Consider the following 20,899-nt stretch of genomic DNA (forward strand, 5'->3'; position numbering starts at 1 on the left):
GCAATATGGGCTCCGCTTCGCTGGAAAGCCTCGCCAAAGAGATGGACCGCCTCAACATGCGGGTCATGATCAACCTCAGCGGTGGTAACGGCAGCAGGCTTAAAGCCATGACGGATAACATCAAGGCACATGAGCCCAAACGGTTCGTCGTGTTCGCCAATATAGATTTTAACGGAATCGGGGAGGATGGCTGGACCGCCAAAGCCGTGAAGCAGCTGGAACAGGATGCGCGCGAAGGAGCGGGCGGGCTGAAGATCTTCAAGAACCTCGGCCTCAGCGTGAAAGACAATAAAGGCAACCGCATCAAAGTCGACGATCCCCGCCTGGACCCCATCTGGGCCAAATGCGGCGAGCTGAAAATGCCCGTGCTGATCCATACGGCCGATCCCAAGCCTTTCTGGGACCCGGTGGATGAACACAACGAGCGCTGGCTGGAAATCGTAACGCATCCCGGGCGCAAGCGCGGCCCTGATAACCCCGCGCCCTGGGAAACGCTCATCGCAGAGCAGCACCGGGTGTTCAAAAAACATCCCAAAACCACATTTATCAACGCGCACTTCGGCTGGTTCGCCAACGACCTGGCGCATCTTTCCAAACTGATGGACGAGATGCCCAACATCGTGGTGGAATTCGGTGCCGTGATCGCGGAGCTGGGCCGCCAGCCGCAGGCTGCGAAAGCGTTCTTTACGAAGTACCAGGACAGGATCCTTTTCGGTAAAGATTCCTGGGTGCCCGCCGAATACGCGACTTACTTCCGCGTCCTCGAAACGGGCGACGAATACTTCCCTTACCACAAAAAATACCACGCCTTCTGGCGCATGTACGGTCTTAACCTGCCGGATAATATCCTCAAGAAGGTCTACTACAAAAACGCGCTCCGCATCCTTCCCAAAGTCGATAAGACGCAATTCCCGGATTGATTTGATAGACGGCTGAAGGTCCTGACCCGTGCGGAATTGCATTACCGCCTCAGATTGCAGCAGGATGGGCGCAATTGGCGGTTTCATAACTGCCGTATAAGCCGTAAATTGCAGCATGCAGTATAAAATGGAAAAACCGGTGCGCGGCACCATCGGAGAAGTGAAATACCGCTGTGTGATCGAATGGAGGAACGGTACGTTCATCGCGGATGAACCGGTTCCATCCGGCGGGCAGGACAGCGGGCCTGATCCTTTCACCCTTTTCCTTTCCTCCCTCGCTTCCTGCACCCTGGCCACTTTGCGGATGTACATCGATCGTAAAGGCTGGGACATTCCTTCCATCACCGTCAACTGCAACATGTGGCAACGCATCTCCGATGGCAAGCTAACTTCTTTCATCGACCGCGACGTATATTTCCACCCGGATGCGGACCCTGAACAAAAGGAGCGGCTGTTGCAGATCGCGAAGGCTTGCCCTATTTCCAAAATGCTGGAAAATACGATGGTGATCCGAACAGAAATCAACGGGGGAGAAGCATATACGGAAGAGATGATCGCGCGGGCAGACAATCATTAGCAACTAAAAAAACGACATATCATGGCAGGAACCCTGGAAAAGATCCGGCAGGCCTACCGCCTGTTCAAATCCATCGACTTCGACCAGCTGAATAAGCTGTCGCGCAAGGTGGATCTGCAAAAGGTAATGGATGGATTTTCCAAACTGGACGACAAGCAGTTGAAAGGTTTGATGAAGATGATGGACGGCGGCGGGAAGAAAGAAAAAGTGCTGCCGGAGATCAATGCCGACTTCTACGAGCTGCATCTCCGCCTGAGTGAGGAAGACCGCGCCCTTCAGCTGAAGGTCCGCGAGTTTATGGAACGTGAAATCAAGCCGATCGTGAATAATTACTGGCTGCATGATGAGTTCCCGTATGAAGTGATCCCTAAGTTCGCGGAACTGGATGTTTGCGGCCTTACCTACCAGGGCTACGGCTGCCCCGGCAAATCGTTCCTCATGGAAGGCATCATCGCCATGGAAATGGGAAGGGTGGATGCGAGCATCGCTACCTTTTTCGGTGTACAGAGCGGCCTGGCCATGGGGTCCATTTACCTCTGCGGTTCAGAAGAGCAGAAGCAGGAATGGCTGCCGGGCATGCAGCAGTTCAAAACCATCGGCGCCTTCGGGCTCACGGAGCCTGAAGTGGGCTCCGGCGCGGCGGGAGGGCTTACCGTTACCGCGCAGCGCACGGCCGACGGGTGGGTGCTCAACGGCCAGAAGAAATGGATCGGCAACGCCCCCTTCGCAGACGTTACCGTGATCTGGGCCAAAGACCTGGGCGACGGCGAAGTGAAAGGGTTCCTCGTGCGCAAAGGCACTCCCGGGTTCACCGTGGAGAAGATCAAAGGGAAAATGGCATTGCGCATCGTGCAGAACGGCCTCATCACCCTCGAAAACTGCGTGGTCGAAGAAAAAGACCGCCTGCAAAACGCCAACTCCTTCCGCGACACCGCCCGCGTGCTCCAGATGACCCGCGCCGGCGTGGCCTGGATGGCCGTAGGGTGCGCCCGCGGCGCGTACGAAAACGCCCTGGATTATACCCGCAAACGGAAGCAATTCGGGCGGCCCATCGCCTCGTTCCAGCTGATACAAAACCACCTCGTGGAGATGCTCAGCAACCTCACCGCCATGCAGTCGCTCGTATTCCGCCTGTCGGAACTGCAGGACCAGGGGCTGCTGAAAGACGAGCACGCCTCGCTGGCCAAAGTGTTCTGTTCCCTCCGCACCCGCGACATCGTGAGCCGCGCGCGGGAAGTAATGGGCGGCAACGGCATCCTGCTGGAACATAACGTGGCGCGGTTTGTCGCCGATGCGGAAGCCATTTATTCGTACGAAGGCACCAAAGAGATCAATTCGCTCATCGTTGGCCGGGCAATTACCGGTTTCAGCGCGTTCGTCTAGTCATACACCTTTTTACATCCGGGCCGGCGTCTTCGGGCGCCGGCTTTTTTATGGGGGATGATAAGCAACCGTTAACCGGCCGTCTTTCAAAAATTCCTTAACTTACATATTCCGAAACAGCAGCCCCGATCCACGCCCCATCAGCGCGTACCGTTTTTCCACCGCCCCATATCTCAAACCCCAATGTCATGCAATACTTTGATTTTCACACCCATCCCATCCTGAAACAATTATTCAGCGAATCCGGCGGCGTCACCGACATGATCGGCCGCAGCGAAGTGAAGGTGCTGCAATCGCAGTGTACCGACATTCCCAATATCATCCAGTCGCAGATCCACCCCTCGCAGCTGGCCCATTACCCGGACGGCGTGCTCATGGGCGTGGTACTCTACAGCATGGAAAGCTACCTCGCGGCGGAAGTGATACCGCTGCGGCAGCACCTCCGCAACGGCTCGCAGCACAAGCTTTCCGAGCCCCTGCTGAAGAAAATCGTGCTCAACGACCTCAAAGCCTACACCGATTTCCTCGTCAACCGCACCCTCAAAGCATATCTCGACAACAGCGACATCTTCCATGTGGTGACGCCCGAAACTTTCGCCAACGGCCTGCCTTCCAACCGTATCAATATTTTTTTCGTGGTGGAAGGGTGTCATTCATTCGTTGACAGCGTCAACCGGACGGGTGAGGGGAAAGTGTTCCCCGTGCAGGAGATCGTCGACAACCTCGACAGGCTCCTGGCGCGGGATATTCCCATCCTGGCCGTCAACCTCACCCATATGCAGCAATCGAGCCTCTGCAACCACGCTTTCGGCATCCAGCTCACCAATCCCAAACCCTTCTTCCCATATGGCAACGGCATGCAGCCCGACGGGTACGACGTGGCCCAGGCGCTTTTCGACCGCGGCATCCATCCCGACCTGAAGCACATGAGCTTCAAATCCCGCCGCGACCTGATGCGCGCAATCGACGGAACCGGCGATGCCACCATGCACGCGCCCATGCCTTTGCTGTGTACGCACGCCGGCTTCACGGGGATTCCTTTCGGGGAGTGGCCGGAATATATGGCAATTGCGCGGGCGGAAGGGCCGGTAGTGCGGGTTGAAATGGCGAAAACACTGTCGGTTGATAGCATGCCTTCTTCGGTTTGCACCCCCACTTTCAATATGACCACCATCAACCTGTTCGACGAGGAAATCGCCTGGATCGTGCAGCATGGCGGGATGATCGGCCTGTCGATGGACAGGCGCATTCTCGGATACGTAGATCCATTTGACGCGGACGTAGACGGGCGGCTGGATGGCGATTTCGTGGTGGACACCGATTTTATCTCGCTGGCGGAATGGGATGAGCTGGGTATTGATCTTGAGAAATACCGCGATAAAGTCGACGATGCGCATTGCCTCACCGTGCAGCGCCTGCGGCAGAACTGGGAAGAACAGGGGATGCAGGAACGGTGGTACTACGATCACATTTTCCTCCACCTCAAACATTACCTGCAAACCTGTCTGCGCGCCGGCATCCCGCTTCATACTTCCATCCGGCATATTACCATCGGCAGCGATTTCGACGGGTTGATCAATCCGTTCATCACCATGCCCGGCGTGAAGGACATGGAGCGCCTGAAACGGTATCTCCGCAGCGATTTCAAGGGATATCTCTCCCAACTGGAAGATGCAAAGGAATGGTACCGCGACCTGGATGTGGACCTTTTTGCGGAGTACCTGTTCTTCGAAAACGGGTTCCGGTTCGTGAAGGAGTTTATGGAGCGGAGGGCATGAAAAAAGGCCGGCCCAAATGAGCCAGCCCTGTCTTAACCTGATGCGTACGGGCGTGTTAGCCCTGGAATGATTTTACGGCTTCGCCAAGGTCATACACCGTAGCGCCGGGGAATGCCGCTGCTACGATGCTGCTGCCTGCTGCACTGCGGTAACCGCCTGCGCAATGCACCACGATGGGCTTGCCTGCGGGGATTTCGGCGGTACGTTCGCGGAGCTGGTGCAGGGGGATGGCGATGGCGCCGGGGAAGAGAAGGCCTGCCGCAGTTTCCGAATCATTACGGACGTCCACGATGGTGAATTGATCCGGGGTCTTCCGGAATGCTTCGATGTCGAGGGCGGGCGTTACCGCAGTACCGCCCTGGGCGATACCGGTGCCTGCAATGAAGGATTCGTAGCCGATTTTGGCGGTCCTGCGCACGAGGGCGTCGAGGCGTTCGGTATCCGCGGCCAGCAGCACATAACACTCTTCAGGCGCTACAATGCTGCCCAGCCATGTTTCGAACTTGCCGCCTTCCATGAGGTTGATGGAACCGGGGATGTGGCCTTCCTTGAATATATTTTCGGGCCGTGTGTCGATCACCACGGCGGTGGATTTTGAGCAGCCGGGCACTTTCCGGATGGCGGATTCCATGTCTTCCGCACCTTTGCGGTTGATGGTAACGTCGTACGGGAAGTATTTCGGGATGAAGGGCTGTTCGGAAAGCAGGGCTTTCACGAATTCGGCCTGCGTCATTTCCTGCAGCGACCAGTTCGTTTGCTTCTCCTCGCCAATAGTAGCGCTGGGGGAAGATGAGAGGTTTTTACCGCAGAGGGAGCCGGAGCCGTGTGCAGGGTACACCACCACATCGTCGGGCAGGGTCATGAGTTTTTTGCGGAGGGAGTTGTACATATCCGCGGCCAGCGCTTCGCGTTTGGCGGACACTTTCCCGGTGTTCTCCCGCAGATCCGGGCGGCCGCAATCCCCGATGAACAGCGTGTCGCCGGTGAATACGGCGGCAGGGCGGCCATTTTCTTCCAGTAGGATGCTGATGCTGTCTGGCGAGTGGCCCGGTGTGTTGAGGGCCTTCAGTACCACGCCTCCGCCCAGGTCGATGGAATCGCCTTCATCGAAGGTTTTATGCGGGTATGTGGCTTCCAGGATGCGCGAGCAGTACAGCGTGGCGCCCATGGCGTTGTGTATTTCGAGATGGCTGCTCACGAAGTCTGCATGCGGATGCGTTTCGATCACGCCGGTAATATTCGAATTTTCGGCGGCGGCGTGCACCAGGTAAGGAAGCGGGTCGCGGCCCGGGTCTACCAGCACCGTACCATTAGGACCGGTGATGGCGTAGGAGAAATGTGCTAGTGCTTTATCTTCGAATTGTCTGATTTTCATTACTGTCGTTTTTACAAATGTCGTGATTGGTCCTGGCTGGTTCTGTGACTGCGGTCACAATGCAAAGGTCCTGCAAATCCGCAGTTTGACCATTGACCGCCGTCATTCCCACCACTGATTCTATACCGCAGTCAATGTGGCAGTTTTTCCCGGAAACGCCCGTACAGCCACGTTCCTGCGATAGCGCCGAGGATGGTGACACCCACTGCCGCGGCGCCGGTACCGGCCTGTGCGAACAGCGGCCCCGGGCAGGCGCCCGTCATCGCCCATCCCAGTCCGAATAAAAGGCCGCCGTATATCTGTCCTTTATTGAATTTTTTGTCGGGGATCACCACCGTTTCGCCGTGGATGGTTTTGATATTGAACCGGCGGATCAGCCAGACGGAAAGCATGCCTACGGCCACTGCGCTGCCGATGATGCCGTACATATGGAAAGATTGCAGCCGGAACATTTCCTGGATGCGGAACCAGCTGATCATCTCTGCTTTCACGAGGATAACGCCGAATAAGATGCCGAAAAGAAGGTATTTCAGGTATTGCATATTGCCTGGGTTTATAATGCGAGTAAATGAGGAAGGATGAAGTTGGCCATGAGGAAGCCCCCGGCCATGAAAGCCACGGTAGCTACCAGTGATGGCCATTGCAGGCTGGATAATCCCATGATGGAATGCCCGCTCGTACAGCCGCCCGCATACCTGGTGCCGAACCCTACCAGCAATCCGCCCCCGAGCATCAGCACGCTCCCACGCAGGGTGAACACCTGGTCCAGCCCGAAAAGGGAGGAGGGAACAATGGCCGCTTCCGGGTAAATGCCGAACCGGCTCAACTCTTCCGCCAATGCGGGATGAATGGCCGCCGGCTGACCGTCACTGAGCCAAACCGCCGCGATAAAACCGCCCGCCAGGATACCCAGCGCGAATACGAGGTTCCAGGATTCCTTTTTCCAGTTGTATTTGAAGAACGGGATATTCGCCGGCGCACAGGCCGCGCAGATATGCCGGAAGTTGGAACTGATGCCGAAAGTCTTGTTGCCGCCCAGGAGCAACGCCGGCACGAGGAGCCCTATCAGCGGGCCTGCCACGTACCAGGGCCAGGGTTGTTGGAGAAATGAAATCATGCTACGGTATTTGTGAATGGCAAATATCGCAACATGCAGGCGCCTGCACGGTGACCCAGGTCACCGTTACAGCATTTCGATATACTGGCGGTGGAGCTTTACCCTGCCTTGCTGCTCGAGCTTCTTCAGCAGCCGGCTGATGACTTCGCGGGAGGAGTGGAGGTCGGTGGCGATTTCGCTGTGGGTGATGTGCAGTTTATTTGTGCGGAGTTTGTCGCGCTGGTGGTCGAGGTAGTGGACCAGGCGCTCGTCCATCGCGCGGAAGGCGATGTGGTCGATGAGGGTGAGCAGTTCCTCGAACCGGTCGCGGTACGTTTCCACCACGAAGTTATACCAGCCCTTGTAACGCTGCATGAAGTTTTCCATGTACTTCACGGGGATGAGGATAACGGTGCTGTCTTCGATGGCTTTGAGCATCACGCCGCTGGTTTCCTGTTGCTGGCCGCAAACCATCGACAGGGCGCAGGCGTTGCCGGGCTCAAGGTAATACATGAAGATCTCGCCTTCGTCGTGCCCTTCGCGGTACAGCTTGAGGCGCCCCTCGGCTACCAACACGGTAGAGCGGATATTCTGGCCCGTCCGCATGAGGGTTTCCCCCGCGGGAATATTCCGAATCTCCGCTATTTCCGCCAGCTCTTCCCGCAGCTCCGGTTCGAATTGCGGGAAATGAACGTCGAGGTAAGCACTTGTTTCCGTCTTCATACCCACAATTTACGGATTTTACCCGTGATCAATCCCCAACACCAGCTTCGCCTGCCGGATCATTTCTTCGCTGCCGGTGTATTTGCCGGGCTCGTCGGACAGCTTCACCACTTCGGTCCATTCGCCGTTATGCGGGCTGGTGGCCGTCATTTTGATGACGATGTTCATCGCTTCGGGGCCTGCGTCGTTGGTAAGGCTGGTGCCGATGCCGAACGACATGCCGATCCTCCCCCTGCAATGTTCCGCTATCCTCGCCACTTTTTCCACGTTGAGGCCGTCGGAGAAGATGATCGTTTTGCTGAGGGGATCGATGCCCATTTTTTTGTAGTGATGGATGACTTTATCCGCAAATTCGAGCGGGTCGCCGCTGTCGTGCCGTACGCCGTCGAACAGTTTGGAGTACATTTTATCGAACTGGTGAAGGAAAACACCGGTAGTGTAGGTGTCCGACAAAGCGATGCCCAGGTCGCCGCGGCATACGTTCACCCAATTTTCCAGTCCCGTGGCATTCGACATTTTAAACCCGAACCTGGCGGCGTGGAACATGAACCACTCGTGGGCATGCGTGCCGATGGGTTTGGTCTGGAACATCATCGCGAGGTGAACGTTGCTGGTGCCGATGAAAGAGCCGGTGCCATATTGTTTCAGCGCTTCAACCACGAGTTTATGCACCTTGTACGAATACCTTCTGCGCGTCCCGAAATCCGCCACGGTAACCCCCAGCTGGCGGTACTGCTCGATTTTTCGGCGGGTGTTTTCGAGGATGGCTTCGTTGGAAATCCTTTCGGCATGGCGGAGCGTGTAGTACAGCTCGCAGATGAGGGACATGATGGGCACTTCCCACAAAATGGTCCTGTACCAAAGACCTTCCACGCCCACTTCCAGCTGGTCGCCTTCCTGCGAGATGCGGACCTCTTCCGGGTTGTAGCGGTAGCCTTCCAGGAAGTCGAGGTACACGGGGTCGAGGTAAGGACAGGTCAGCTCAAGGAAATGTTTCTCTTTGCGGCTGAGCTGCAGGCCGGCCATATCGTCTACCGCTTTTCGGAGGGCGTCGGCGAAGCCGGGAGGAAATGCGTGTTTGCCGCGGTTGATGAACTTGTAACGCGCGCGGGCATACGGGAACAGCCGGATCACGCCCTGCTGCATGGTGAATTTGTAAAAGTCGTTGTCGAGGATGGAAGAAAGCATAGTGAACAAATAACGCTGCCGGGGGGCAGAATGTTTCATGCGTTACTGGCCGGTGAGCTTCACGAATGCCGGGGCGAAGTCGACCGCAAGGAAAAACCGCAGGTCGTTGGACGGCAGTTTATCGTCCTGCGTATCGATTTTATAATATTCCATTCCTGTTTTGAGCATATCGAAGAAGGTCAGCCTGCCCTGTATGCCCATCATATCGGGGGAGAGGGCGTTGAAGGGATCCTGCTTGCCGTAGTTGAACGTAAAATCCACGCCGGACCTGAGCGGGTTGGGAAAGCCCTGCGCGGCGTATTTGTGCATGAAGGAAAGGTTGGTGCGGAAATCCATCGCGCCCGGTTGCCCGCCGGAGGGAAGTAGCCCTCCGCCGGCGGCGCCGAATTTGAAATCGAACTGCTTCGAATCCAGGATATTGAATTGTGCGGCGGCATTCAGCCTGCCGCGCCAGGGAGCGTCGGCGTCTGGTCGGTAATTGGCTTCGCCGGAAAGGTCCAGCAGGGAAAGGCGCCCGAAGTTGCGCATGGAGAATCCTGCGCGGCCGTAGGCTTCGAGGAGCTGGTCGCCATTGAAGCGGCCACCGCCTTCGGCCAGTCCATACAACCCTTTATCGCCGCCATAGAGGCCGAGCATGAATTTGTGCTGTTCTTTGGGATCGGGCTTGCCGGGTATGGCTTCGGCATTCGAATACTGGAAGTAGGGAAAGAGCTCGAAGCCTTTGTATCCGGGTTTATCTTTTTCATTTTCGGGGTATTTCCCTAGAGCGGAGGCGAGGTTGAAGCCGAGGCCGAGACTGAGTTTTTTCTCGTCGGCTTTTTCGTCGGTGCCGGAGTATTTCAGTTCGAAGGCTTTGGGTGGCTGGTAGAAGGGCGGGCGCCAGCGGTCGTCGGGGATATTGTCGAGTACGAAGGGTTTGGCGAATCCTGCCGGCGGTTCCGTCCATTTTTTGGTGACGGGGCCGATGATGGAAGTGAAGTCGAGCTCGCTGCCGGTGAGGGCGTTGAGGCCAACGAGGCCGCTCTGGAGGAGGGCGCCGGAGATGAGGAAGATGCCGAGGTTTTGCTTGGCGTAGCGGGGTATCTTTTCGCCGAGGTATTTTTCCATGTCCATATGCAGGGCCATGGAGGCGAGGTTGATCCAGGTGCCGGAGACGCCGGTGAGCTGTTCGGCCATTTCGAGCCCTTTGGAGAAGTCGACTTTGCTGCCGTATGGCGAGCCGGCCTGGAGCTGGAGGGCGTAGAATACGTTCCAGAGCGACATGATCTCCTTGCTGATCAGCTCCTGTCCGAATTTGGGGTCGAAGAGGGTGTTGGAACCGTTTTGTTTGGCGGCGAGGTAGGATTGTTGCCAGCGTTTTGGGAAATTGATGATGAGGTCGTCAAAGAGCTGGCAGAATACTTCGAAGGAGCCGAAGGAAATGGGTACGTCGCCTTCCTTTTTGGCGGGCGCTGCGGGCGTGTCTTGTTTCTGCACGGAAGCGGGCGCCGGCGTGAAGAAGGGCGGGGTGGACTGCGGGGCGTTCCCGAAGAAGGGCTTTGCCGGTTTCGGGGATGCGGGGCCTTTGGCGTGGGTAGGTGTTGCCATTGGATGAGGGTTTTGGGGTGGATATGAAGTTACGAAAAATCGGGATGCGGCTGTGCGTTATGCTACGGCTGTTTAGCGTTTATGAAGGATGGCAGAAAATAATCGCAGGAAAAATTTTCGAATGAAATGAAAAACTATTATTGCGGAGTTGAATTGTTTTGTTAACCCGAAAATTTATTAAAAATGATAGGCCTGGACTCATGTATGGCTTACCTGATGAATCATCAGAAGCCGGTAAAACAGCGACTGGTTGTACTTGCCTTGATAGTAGGCGCAGTGTTTTTTGTCAATGACCTGCTCAAGTATTCATTTCACTACCGGCTACAGCACAAAGTCGAAAGTTTCGAAAGTTTGACGAAGTTGCTGAATGATCCGCAAACAGATAGCGTGAGCAAACATGAAGCAGCAGCTCTCCGCGAAGAGCTGCTGGCTGTGGAACCCCTGTGGGTGCATGTTTACGTTTTCTTCTTTCCTAAATTAAATGGCGGTTTTTCAAAATCGACAAACATCATAGCAAACCCCAGTAGGTTGATGCTGCCAACGATTAACATGTCAATGATGTCATCCATAAGTGACTATTTTAAGTTAATAATGTCCACCTCAGGTGTGTTCCTGTTGACAGGAATAGTACTTGCCATATTGGTGGTTGTAAAATCAAATGACTCCCTTTCTCTGACACTGACACGGTTGATCATGGTAATGGTGGCTACAGTAGCCGCCGCCGCCGCAACGCATTGTATTATCCTGCTATGGTTGCCTGAAGGACTGAGCTGGCGAGGAATATTAACATTTAATGCCCTATCCCAATACCTGCTTTTAACCATTATATTAATCACCGTGTCCGTGTTGAAAAACAGATCGCGGTGAAATGTATTGAAAAAGGAAATACAGAAATTTATGGGGAAGAAATTCTTTAAAAATACATAGATGTTGGTGTAATTACCGGTTCCCTTCCACCTTAAAAACATCGGGATGCCCGGGAGCATAGGCGATACGGATACTGTCGCCGGGGTTGTAGTGGCGCGAGCTGGTGAAACGCTCTTTCATCCATCGTGAACCGGCCTGGTAGCGGATCCAGGTTTCATAGAAATATTGCTGCCTGCCTTCTTGTAAGTTTACTGCAATAACCGTTGCAGAGGTGTTGCGTAACGGCCCCTTCAGCCAGGAGCCCGCCAGCCTGTCGGACGCGCGGTCGGCCAGGAGCGCGTTGCCGCCGATCAATACCGCCAGGCCCCCCAGCAACAACATCTTCCTTCCTCTCAGCCAGTTCCTCCGATCGGGCTGATACTTCGCGCCGCCCTGCTTCCACAGCGATCCAAAGCACAGGAATCCCAGCATCAACCATCCCCCCGCCAAAAATAACAACGCCAGGATGTCGTACAGGAGCCGCTGCCGGTAACCGTACAGGTACCAGATCAAGGAACCTCCCGCGATCAGCAGGAGCGATATAGCCAGCCGGGTATTTCGTTTCATGATTCAGGCTGTTGCTTTCATGCATCTACTTTTCGATGCTTTGATGTTTACTAAAAATACTAAAACAAAATGATGATCACGCTCAGCAGCTCATAAACCACCATGAACGTAAAGTCGTAAATTCTCAACGGCATGAAGTTAAGCGTAAAGCGCCCAGGCTGGTCGAAAGTCGAATCGCCTTTGGGCGCCGCTTTGAGACCGGGCCAGTAAAAGCGATGGCGCCATAGGGAACGAATTTCTCCGGTAACCCGCGGGATGCAGACTTCGCCATGGGAGAAATATTCGATCGTACTAAATTACAATACCCGGCCGGAATTGTTTAATCACCCAAGATTCCGGCACGTATTTCCACGCATTTTCAAGAAAAAGTATAAATCACTGTAAATCAGGTATTATTTTTGTCCCTTCGGTCCGGCCCTGCGCCCGGAAGTACAGCAGCATATATCCATCCCCTTTCGGTGAGGCATGCCCTGTTCGTTCCATCAGAGCCACCGTATAGCAGCAACGGAACCACGACATACCATGTCTGATTATTGTACCATTTAAACCAGTCTCATTATGAAACGAAGGAAAACCTTTGTGTTGTTAACCGCCGCCTGTCTCGCGGCATTCACTTTTATGGCCTGCAGCAAATCCGATAAAAAGGACGACGAGCCATCAACCCCCAAAGAAGAAGCCGGCAAAATCCCCGGCCTCGGCGAAGCCCCCGGAACGCCACAAGGCACCGCCCTCACGTATCCCGCAGGTGTCTCGCTGACTGCCGACAAGATCTACGGCGAAGTCTGTGACACGGCTTATGAAGTGGGCAGCGGCGGCGTTGTGGAAATCTGCGCCGCTTTCACCAACTCCAACGCGGCAGACGTTACCTTCACGCTCCCCGCCGGCCTCGTTATCCTGGCCGACGACCTGACGCACCAGCACGGCCTGCTGATCCAGGATTTTAAAGTCGTGCTCAAAGCCAAACGCACCACCAGGGTGGGCATTAAACTTTACTGCCTGAACGCGGAAAGAAAGCCCAGCAATTCGGGCATGACCTATAAGATCGGTCCCGTTTCCAGCAGCCCGCTCATCCGCCAGCTGTGCGAAAACGTGAAAAACAAGAAAGTAGCCCGCAGCGAATTTGCGGACGAAGACCAGTATTTCATGGCGTCCACGTCGATCCAGGGACTGGTATGGGGTTACACGGATGGCGACGGCTTTGATGCCGCGGTGCTCGCCCAGCTGCTGGCGGAGATTCCGAACAGATAATAACCGGTACGGATATACTTAAAAATCCCGGCGTGCTGCTGCTGCGCCGGGATTTTTTTATGGGGATAACTGTCATATTTATTGTTGACTTTGTCCACTTTGCGAAAGGCGCGACTTGGGCAATCTCCGGTTCAATCGCCTCCCTGTCCAGCCCATCGAACAACCTGACGCCGGAGCCGGGTACTACGGGCGGGGGCGCAGGCAGAAAACCCGGTGTTTCAAAACCGAAAATTGTACTATCTTTTGCCGGTCCGGCTGCGGCCGGCAAGTGGACAGTTGAACCGTTAAATGAAAATTCCATGTTGAGGCTCCTTATGCCGGCCTTGCTGCTTTGCTGCCAGCTCACCCTGCAGGCGCAACCTTCGTGGCAGTTCGATCTGATCGACAGCCGGAACGGCCTTTCCAGCAACCAGGTCAATTCCATCGTCAAAGGCCCCGACGGGTTTATGTGGATCGGCACCATCGCCGGCCTGAACCGGTACGACGGCCATACTTTCCGCATATTCCGCCATGTGGCGGGCGATTCTTCCACCCTGAACGACGATTTCATCAACCAGGTGGTGCCCGGGCCGCACAAGACGCTTTGGGTGCAAACCCCCAATGGCTGGAACCGCTACGATCCTCAATCCGAAACCTTCACCGCCCGCATCCGCCCGCATCTCGCGGCGATGGGCGTGCCCGACGATAATTTCACCGTAATGTGCGCCGATGGCGAAGGCCGTTTCTGGTTCGCCGTGCCGGGGAAAGGCCTGTACGGATACAATCCCGCCGACAGGCGCCGCCTGCCGCCCATGCCCCTGTATTCGCCCAACGTAGCGGGCATTGCGCCGGGGCCGGAGGGTTCCGTTTGGGTGGTATACGCCGAGGGCGTCCTCGACAGGTTAGACCCCGCCACCCGCAAATGCGTCCACCGAACAGAAGCCATCCGGCGCCTCGATCCCCAACCCAACCCCGCCTACCGGCTCTTTACCGATGCGGATGGCGACGTCTGGATATACGCCTACGGCACTTCCCGCGGCGCGGCCTGCTACAAACCCGCTACCGGCGAGCTGGCCATCCTCCGGAAAAACGGCGGCAAAGCGCGGCTCAATAACGATATCATTAACGGCATCACGCAGGACGGCAACGGCCTCATCTGGATCGCGACCGACCACGGCGGCGTGAATGTGCTCGATAAGAAAGATTTTTCCGTCCGCTACCTCGTCAACAATGAGCAGGACGCGCGCAGCATCAGCCAGAACAGCGTCAATTCCATTTACCGCGACGACCAGGGCATCATCTGGCTCGGTACTTTCAAAAAAGGGATGAACCGCTACCACGCCGGCATCCCGCGTTTCCCGGTTTACCAGCACCGGCCCAACCAGCCCGGATCGCTGCCTTATAATGATGTCAACCGCTTCGTGGAAGACAAATCCGGCAACCTCTGGATCGGCACCAACGGCGGCGGGTTATTGTATTTCGACCGGGCGGCCAATACTTACACCCGCTACCTCCACGACCCATCGAACCGCAACAGTATTTCCAGCAACGTGATCGTGAGCCTGCTGATCGACAAGGAAGGTAAACTCTGGATCGGTACCTACTTCGGCGGGCTCGACTGCTTCGACGGCCAGCGGTTCACCAATTACCGGCATAGCGACGCGGATCCGAACAGCCTGGCCGACGACAGGGTATGGGAGATTTATGAAGACAGCCAGTCGCGCCTCTGGATCGGCACCCTCAGCCAGGGGCTCATCCAGTTCGACCGCAAGGCCGGCATATTCAGGAAGTACATGCCCCAGGGCTCCAAATCCAATTACATCGCCGCCATCCACGAAGACCGCGCCGGTGATCTCTGGCTGGGTACTTCTTTCGGGATCGACGTGATGGACCACCGCACGGGGCTTTTCCGCCACTACGAGCACCGCGAGCAGGACGCCGGCAGCCTCAGCCATAACAACGTCACTGCTTTTTGCCAGGACAGCCGCGGCATCCTCTGGATCGCCACGCACGACGGCCTTAACCGCTGGGACCCCGCGCGCGGGAGCTTCGTCCGGTACGGCCGCGAGCACGGGCTGCCCGACAACACCATCCTCACCCTTCTGGAAGACGACGACAAGCACCTGTGGCTCAGCACCCCCAACGGCCTTTGCCGTGCCACGGTGCTTTCCTCCGGCGATTCCATCCGCCTGCAGACCCGCAACTTCGATGAGTCGGACGGGCTGCAGGGGCGGCAGTTCAATGAAAATGCCGCGCTAAAAACGAAGAAAGGGGAACTGGTGTTCGGCGGGGCCAACGGGTTTAATATTTTCGGGACCGCTTCGTTGCGCAACAGGCTGGCGGCCCCGGAGATCGTATTCACCGATCTGCAATTATTCAACCAGCCGGTGCGTGCCGGGAAGGAATATAACGGGCGGGTGGTGCTGCCGCAATCGGTGAGCGCCGCCAAAGACCTTACATTTCGGTATAACGAGAATGTGTTTACCGTGGAGTTTGCCGCGCTGGAGTTCGTGAATCCGCATAAGATCCGGTACGCATATCAGCTGAAAGGCTTCAGCGATGAGTGGTTGTATACCGACAGCCGCAACCGCAAGGCCACGTTCACCAACCTCAATCCGGGGCAGTATACTTTGTTGGTGAAAGCCGCGGGCGACGACGGGCAATGGAGCCCCGAGCCCCTGGCGCTCAGCATCCGCATCCTGCCGCCCTGGTGGCTTACGAAAATCGCCTGGGTGTGTTATGCCTTATTGCTCATCGCCGCGCTGATTGTGGCAAGGCATGGGGTGCTCCGCCGCGCCAGGGCGCGATTCCGCATCGAGCGCGAGCGCCAGGAAGCGCAGCGGCTGCATGAGCTCGATATGATGAAGATCCGCTTCTTCACCAACGTCAGCCACGAATTCAGGACGCCGCTTTCCCTCATTATTTCGCCGGTGGAGAAGATGGTCCGCGAATCGGAGCAGCCGGAGGAGAAACGCCAGTTCCAGCTGATCCACCGCAACGCGCGGCGCTTGCTCAACATGGTGAACCAGCTGCTGGATTTCAGGAAACTGGAAGAGCATGAGCTCCGGCTCGCCAAATCGCCGGGCGATATCATCGGGTTCATCCGCGAAGTGTCGTTCTCGTTTTCGGATATGGCGGAGAACAAGGGGATCGGGTTTGCTTTTCATGCGGGGCGCGACCGCCTGTTCACCACATTCGATCACGACAAGCTGGAAAGGGTCTTGTTCAATTTGTTATCGAACGCCTTCAAATTCACCCGTGCAGGAGGGCGCGTGTCGGTGACGGTAGCCCTGGAAGGCCCGCCGGCTGCCGCGCAGCTGCATATTCACGTGGCCGACACGGGCATCGGCATCGCGCCGGAAAAGCAGGAGAAGATCTTCGAACGCTTCTTCCAGGATGCCATCCCCGGTTCCATGGTGAACCAGGGCAGCGGCATCGGGCTGTCGATCACCAAAGAATTCGTGCGGCTGCACGGAGGATCAATTTCAGTGGAAAGCAGGGAGAACGAAGGCAGCACTTTCACCGTGATCCTCCCCGTAACGGTATTGCGCGAAGATGCGGAACCGGTGACGATCGCGGAAGCCACGGAAGCACCGCAGGAAACGCCTGAACCTCCCGCCAACCGGCCGAAAGGGAAACGTAAAACGATCCTGGTGGTGGAAGACAATGAAGATTTCCGCTTCTATATAAAGGACAACCTGAAACCCTGGTTCGACGTACTCGAAGCGGCCGACGGTAAAGCAGGATGGCAGAAGGCGCTCTCCGGCCATCCGGACCTCATCGTTTCCGACATCAGCATGCCGGAAATGAACGGAATCGACCTCTGCCGTAAAATCCGGGACGACCGCCGCACGGCTTCCATCCCCGTTATCCTCCTCACCGCCCTCACCGGCGAAGAACAGCAGCTGACCGGCCTCGAAACCGGCGCCAGCGATTACATGACCAAGCCCTTCAACGTCGAAATACTACTGTCGCGCATCCGCAACCTGCTCAACCAGCAGGAGAATATCCGTAAAACCTACCAGAAACAGGTGCAGGTAGTCGCCTCCGAACCGGAAGTAGCCGCTCCCGCCGAAGACGATTTCGTGCGCAGGGCGCTGGCATATGTAGAACGGCATTTGTCCGACGCCGAATTATCGGTAGAAGGCCTCAGCCGCGAAATGCTCCTGAGCCGCGCCGCCCTGTACAAGAAACTGTTCGCCCTCACCGGCCAGACCCCGGCGGAATTCATCCGGCACATCCGTTTGCAAAGAGCAAAGCAACTCCTGGAAATCGGGAACACGACGGTGGCCGAAGTGGCTTACCAGGTCGGGTTCAACAACCCCAAACTCTTCGCCAAAACATTCAGGGAAATCTATGGCGAACTGCCCAGTTCGTACCTTAGAAACCGCCCGGCGGAATAATTCATCATTGAAAATCAATGGATTGATTGATGGGGTTGACATTTTGATACCCTAATATAGACGATCCTGTACCCTCATTTTTCCATAGTGACCGTAGTTTCGGGGCGAACCGATTAACCAACGGAGGATTCCACGCATCCTGAGAAACGATTACTATGGGAGGATATTTATTGACACGTTACAGAAAAACTGCGGGCTTATTATTTACCTGTTTATTAATGGCGGGCGCCGCAAAGGCCGCGGGAGACGAGAAGTTCGTCCGCACCCGCGACGGGATCATATTGTACCCCGACGCAAGGACGTCGGGCGGCGTGCAGGCGGTGCGCCTGCAGGTGATCAGGGGGAACATCATCCGGGTAACGGCTTCGCCGGAAAAAACGTTCCCAGATCCGAAGAGCCTCATGACCACTTACCAGCCCCAGCCGGTAAAATGGACGCTGGAAGAGAAAGGAGGGGCCCTCGTGCTGAAGGCTCCCGCCATCACCGCCAACATCCTCAAACAAACAGGCGCGGTATCCTTCACCGACCCTTCCGGGAAGCCGCTCATCGCGGAGCGCAGCTGGAACGGCCGCGCGGTGGCGCCTGTCGTGTTTGAAGGCCAGCCGTCGTGGAGCATCCGGCAGACTTTCGAATCCGGGCCCGACGATGGATTCTTCGGCCTGGGGCAACACCAGGAAAGCATTTACAATTACAAAGGCCAGCAGGTTTTTCTCTGGCAGAACAATACCGAAGTGGCGGTGCCTTTCCTGCTCGGCGCCCGTAATTACGGCGTGCTGTGGGATAATTACAGCTACACCCTGGCGGGGGATGCGCGCGAGCTCATGCCGCTGTCGCGCCTGCGCCTGTTCGATAAGAACGGCAGGGAAGGATGGCTGACGGCATCCTACAGCAAAGACCGTAAGCAGCCGGAGACGGTCGCGTTCACGAAAGCGGAATCCCAGATCGATTATGCCTGGCTGGATGATACGAAGAAACTTATTCCCGAGGGCTTTCCCCTGCAGGATGGCGCCATTACATGGGAAGGGAATATTGTCTCGGGCTTTTCGGGCGATCACCTCTTCCGCGTGGTATATGGCGGGTACGTGAAGATCTGGCTCGACGGCAAGCTGCTGGCCGACAACTGGCGACAGGCCTGGAACCCGGCTTCCGTTTCGTTGCAATTGCCGCTGGTAAAAGACCGAAAACACCACATCAAAATACAATGGACGCCCGACGGCACCGCTTCCTACCTCACGGTAAAATGGTTGCCGCCCGCGCCGGCTGCAGACCGCGACGCATTCACTTTCGCGTCGCAGGCAGGCCGCCAGCTCGATTATTATTGCATCGCCGGGAAGAATGCCGATGAAGTGATCGCCGGTTACCGGACGCTGACGGGCAAAGCCCCCGTAATGCCCCGCTGGGCGATGGGTTTCTGGCAGAGCCGTGAGCGGTACAAGACGCAGGAAGAAGTGCTGCAAACCGCCGCGGAGTTCCGCCGGCGCGGCATCCCGCTCGATAACATCGTGCAGGACTGGAGTTATTGGAAAGAAGATGATTGGGGCAGCCAGGACTTTGATCCCGCGCGCTTCCCGGACGCCGATGCCATGATCCGCGACCTCCATGATAAATATAATACCCGCGTCATGATCTCCGTTTGGCCGAAAGTGTATGAAGGGATCGACGTGTACCGGCAATTCGATAAAAAAGGCTGGCTGTATGGCCGCAACATCGCTGACCGGCAGCGGGACTGGATCGGGGAAGGCTATGTGTCCACCTTTTACGACGCTTTTAATGATGAGGCGCGCCGCGGCTTTTGGGACCTGCTGCATAAGAAGTTATACCTGCGCGGCATTGATGCCTGGTGGATGGACGCCAGCGAGCCCGACATCCTATCCAACGTATCGCCCGAAAAGCGCCTGGCGCAAATGACGCCGCTTTCCGCGGGGATCGCGGCTGAATACCTCAACGCCTATCCGCTGGAGAACGCGCGGGGGATTTATGAAGGCCAGCGCGCGGCGGATTCTTTGAAGCGCGTGTTTTTGCTGACGCGTTCCGGGTTTGCGGGATCGCAGCGTTATGCGGCGGCGATATGGAGCGGTGATATTGGTTCGAGGTGGGAAGATATGAAAGCGCAGATCATGGCGGGCGTCAACTTTTCGTTGTCGGGCCTGCCGTACTGGACGATGGATATCGGCGGTTTTGCGGTGGAAAGAAGATATGAGCTCGGGCTGCCGTCGGACACGGCGGAGTGGCGGGAGTTGCAGGCGCGGTGGTTCCAGTTCGGCACGTTTGTGCCGCTGTTCCGCGCCCACGGGCAATTCCCTTTCAGGGAAGTGTTCAACATCGCACCGGAAGGAAGCCCCGCTTATGAAACGATGCTGTATTACAACAAGCTGCGTTACCGGCTGATGCCTTACATCTATTCGCTGGCGGGGATGACGTATCACCGCGACTATACGATGATGCGCGGGCTGGTAATGGATTTTCCGAAGGATAGGTTGTCGCGCGAGATCGGCGACCAGTACATGTTCGGTCCTTCGCTGCTGATCAGCCCCGTGTACACATTCGGTGCGCGGGAGAAGGAACTGTACCTGCCTGCTGGGCAGGGATGGTATGACTTGTATGCCGGGAAGTATGAAGAAGGAGGGAAGCGCATCCGGGTGGATGCGCCCTATGAGCGGATGCCCGTGTATGTAAAAGAAGGGTCTATCCTGCCGGCGGGGCCTGCATTGCAGTACACCGCCGAGAAGCCGGCGGATACCATCACGCTGTTTGTCTACACTGGCAAAGACGCTTCCTTCGATATCTACGAAGATGAAGATACTACCTACGGATACGAAAAAGGGCGGTTCAGCAACATTCCCCTGCGGTATAACGAAAGCAAGGGCGAGCTTACGATCGGCGCGCGCAGCGGCCGCTTCCCCGGGATGCGGGAACACCGCACCTTCCGCGTGATCTGGATCGGGAAAAACCGCGCGCATGGATTTGAGCCCGCCGCCGCGGCGGATGTGGAAACATCTTACAACGGACAGGAAATTCGCGTCAAACGTTACCATCAACCAAAATAAACATCTCGGCTTATGACAACTGTAACATCACTATGCAACACCACGTAAACGGCCCCTAACACGGCTGATCATCATTCCACAATTCCACTTAAAATGAAAAACATGCAACAAAAAATACCCTC

The 20,899-nt window shown here is 56.3% G+C and carries 15 protein-coding genes; 8 read left to right on the top strand and 7 right to left on the bottom strand.

The genetic code is table 11. From position 1 onward, the window contains the following. From Q0510_RS02880 to Q0510_RS02895, 4 genes are all read left to right on the top strand, one after another. Positions 1-920: amidohydrolase family protein (locus Q0510_RS02880; protein WP_298708062.1), on the top strand; the 920-nt coding region annotated here is incomplete at its 5' end. Positions 921-1,035: 115 nt separating this feature from the next. Continuing rightward, positions 1,036-1,497, top strand: coding sequence for an OsmC family protein (locus Q0510_RS02885; RefSeq protein ID WP_298708064.1), 462 nt, complete (start codon positions 1,036-1,038; stop codon positions 1,495-1,497). 21 nt (positions 1,498-1,518) lie between these two features. After that, positions 1,519-2,880, top strand: coding sequence for an acyl-CoA dehydrogenase family protein (locus Q0510_RS02890; protein WP_298708066.1), 1,362 nt, complete (start codon positions 1,519-1,521; stop codon positions 2,878-2,880). Between the two features lie 188 nt (positions 2,881-3,068). After that, positions 3,069-4,658 carry a hypothetical protein gene (locus tag Q0510_RS02895; RefSeq protein WP_298708068.1) on the top strand — a complete coding sequence of 530 codons (1,590 nt, stop codon included), beginning with the start codon at positions 3,069-3,071 and terminating at the stop codon, positions 4,656-4,658. A gap of 55 nt (positions 4,659-4,713) precedes the next feature. Here the strand turns inward: Q0510_RS02895 and Q0510_RS02900 are convergent, their stop codons facing one another. The 6 genes from Q0510_RS02900 to Q0510_RS02925 form a co-directional block, all read right to left on the bottom strand. After that, positions 4,714-6,033, bottom strand: coding sequence for an MBL fold metallo-hydrolase (locus Q0510_RS02900; RefSeq protein ID WP_298708069.1), 1,320 nt, complete (start codon positions 6,031-6,033; stop codon positions 4,714-4,716). A 131-nt stretch (positions 6,034-6,164) separates the two neighbouring features. Beyond that, the gene (locus Q0510_RS02905) at positions 6,165-6,575 is read right to left on the bottom strand and encodes a DUF6691 family protein (RefSeq protein WP_298708071.1); all 411 of its coding nucleotides are present in this window, start codon (positions 6,573-6,575) and stop codon (positions 6,165-6,167) included. 11 nt (positions 6,576-6,586) lie between these two features. Next, complete coding sequence (locus tag Q0510_RS02910) at positions 6,587-7,150, bottom strand: YeeE/YedE thiosulfate transporter family protein (protein ID WP_298708073.1); 564 nt, start codon at positions 7,148-7,150, stop codon at positions 6,587-6,589. Between the two features lie 66 nt (positions 7,151-7,216). After that, on the bottom strand, positions 7,217-7,852 hold the full coding sequence (locus tag Q0510_RS02915) for a Crp/Fnr family transcriptional regulator (RefSeq protein WP_298708074.1): 636 nt from the start codon (positions 7,850-7,852) through the stop codon (positions 7,217-7,219). An 18-nt stretch (positions 7,853-7,870) separates the two neighbouring features. Continuing rightward, positions 7,871-9,040, bottom strand: coding sequence for a nicotinate phosphoribosyltransferase (gene pncB / locus Q0510_RS02920; RefSeq protein ID WP_298708076.1), 1,170 nt, complete (start codon positions 9,038-9,040; stop codon positions 7,871-7,873). Between the two features lie 42 nt (positions 9,041-9,082). Further along, entirely contained in the window at positions 9,083-10,627 is a 1,545-nt protein-coding gene (locus Q0510_RS02925) for a hypothetical protein (RefSeq protein ID WP_298708077.1), read from the bottom strand. Positions 10,628-10,810: 183 nt separating this feature from the next. Between Q0510_RS02925 and Q0510_RS02930 the strand changes: the two genes are divergently transcribed. Beyond that, entirely contained in the window at positions 10,811-11,494 is a 684-nt protein-coding gene (locus tag Q0510_RS02930) for a hypothetical protein (protein WP_298708079.1), read from the top strand. 72 nt (positions 11,495-11,566) lie between these two features. Here Q0510_RS02930 and Q0510_RS02935 read toward each other — a convergent pair whose 3' ends face one another. Then, a complete protein-coding gene (locus tag Q0510_RS02935) occupies positions 11,567-12,100 on the bottom strand; it encodes a hypothetical protein (RefSeq protein ID WP_298708081.1) in 534 nt (177 codons plus the stop codon). Positions 12,101-12,658: 558 nt separating this feature from the next. Here Q0510_RS02935 and Q0510_RS02940 point away from each other — a divergent pair. The 3 genes from Q0510_RS02940 to Q0510_RS02950 all read left to right on the top strand — a co-directional run bounded on the left by Q0510_RS02940 (position 12,659) and on the right by Q0510_RS02950 (position 20,777). Next, positions 12,659-13,348, top strand: a complete 690-nt coding sequence (locus Q0510_RS02940; RefSeq protein WP_298708083.1) for a hypothetical protein — start codon at positions 12,659-12,661, stop codon at positions 13,346-13,348. Positions 13,349-13,647: 299 nt separating this feature from the next. Then, positions 13,648-17,730, top strand: a complete 4,083-nt coding sequence (locus tag Q0510_RS02945; protein ID WP_298708084.1) for a hybrid sensor histidine kinase/response regulator transcription factor — start codon at positions 13,648-13,650, stop codon at positions 17,728-17,730. 218 nt (positions 17,731-17,948) lie between these two features. After that, positions 17,949-20,777 carry a TIM-barrel domain-containing protein gene (locus tag Q0510_RS02950; RefSeq protein WP_298708086.1) on the top strand — a complete coding sequence of 943 codons (2,829 nt, stop codon included), beginning with the start codon at positions 17,949-17,951 and terminating at the stop codon, positions 20,775-20,777. The last annotated feature ends 122 nt before the right edge of the window (positions 20,778-20,899 follow it).

This window comes from uncultured Chitinophaga sp., assembly GCF_937874145.1.
Classification (GTDB): Bacteria; Bacteroidota; Bacteroidia; order Chitinophagales; family Chitinophagaceae; genus Chitinophaga.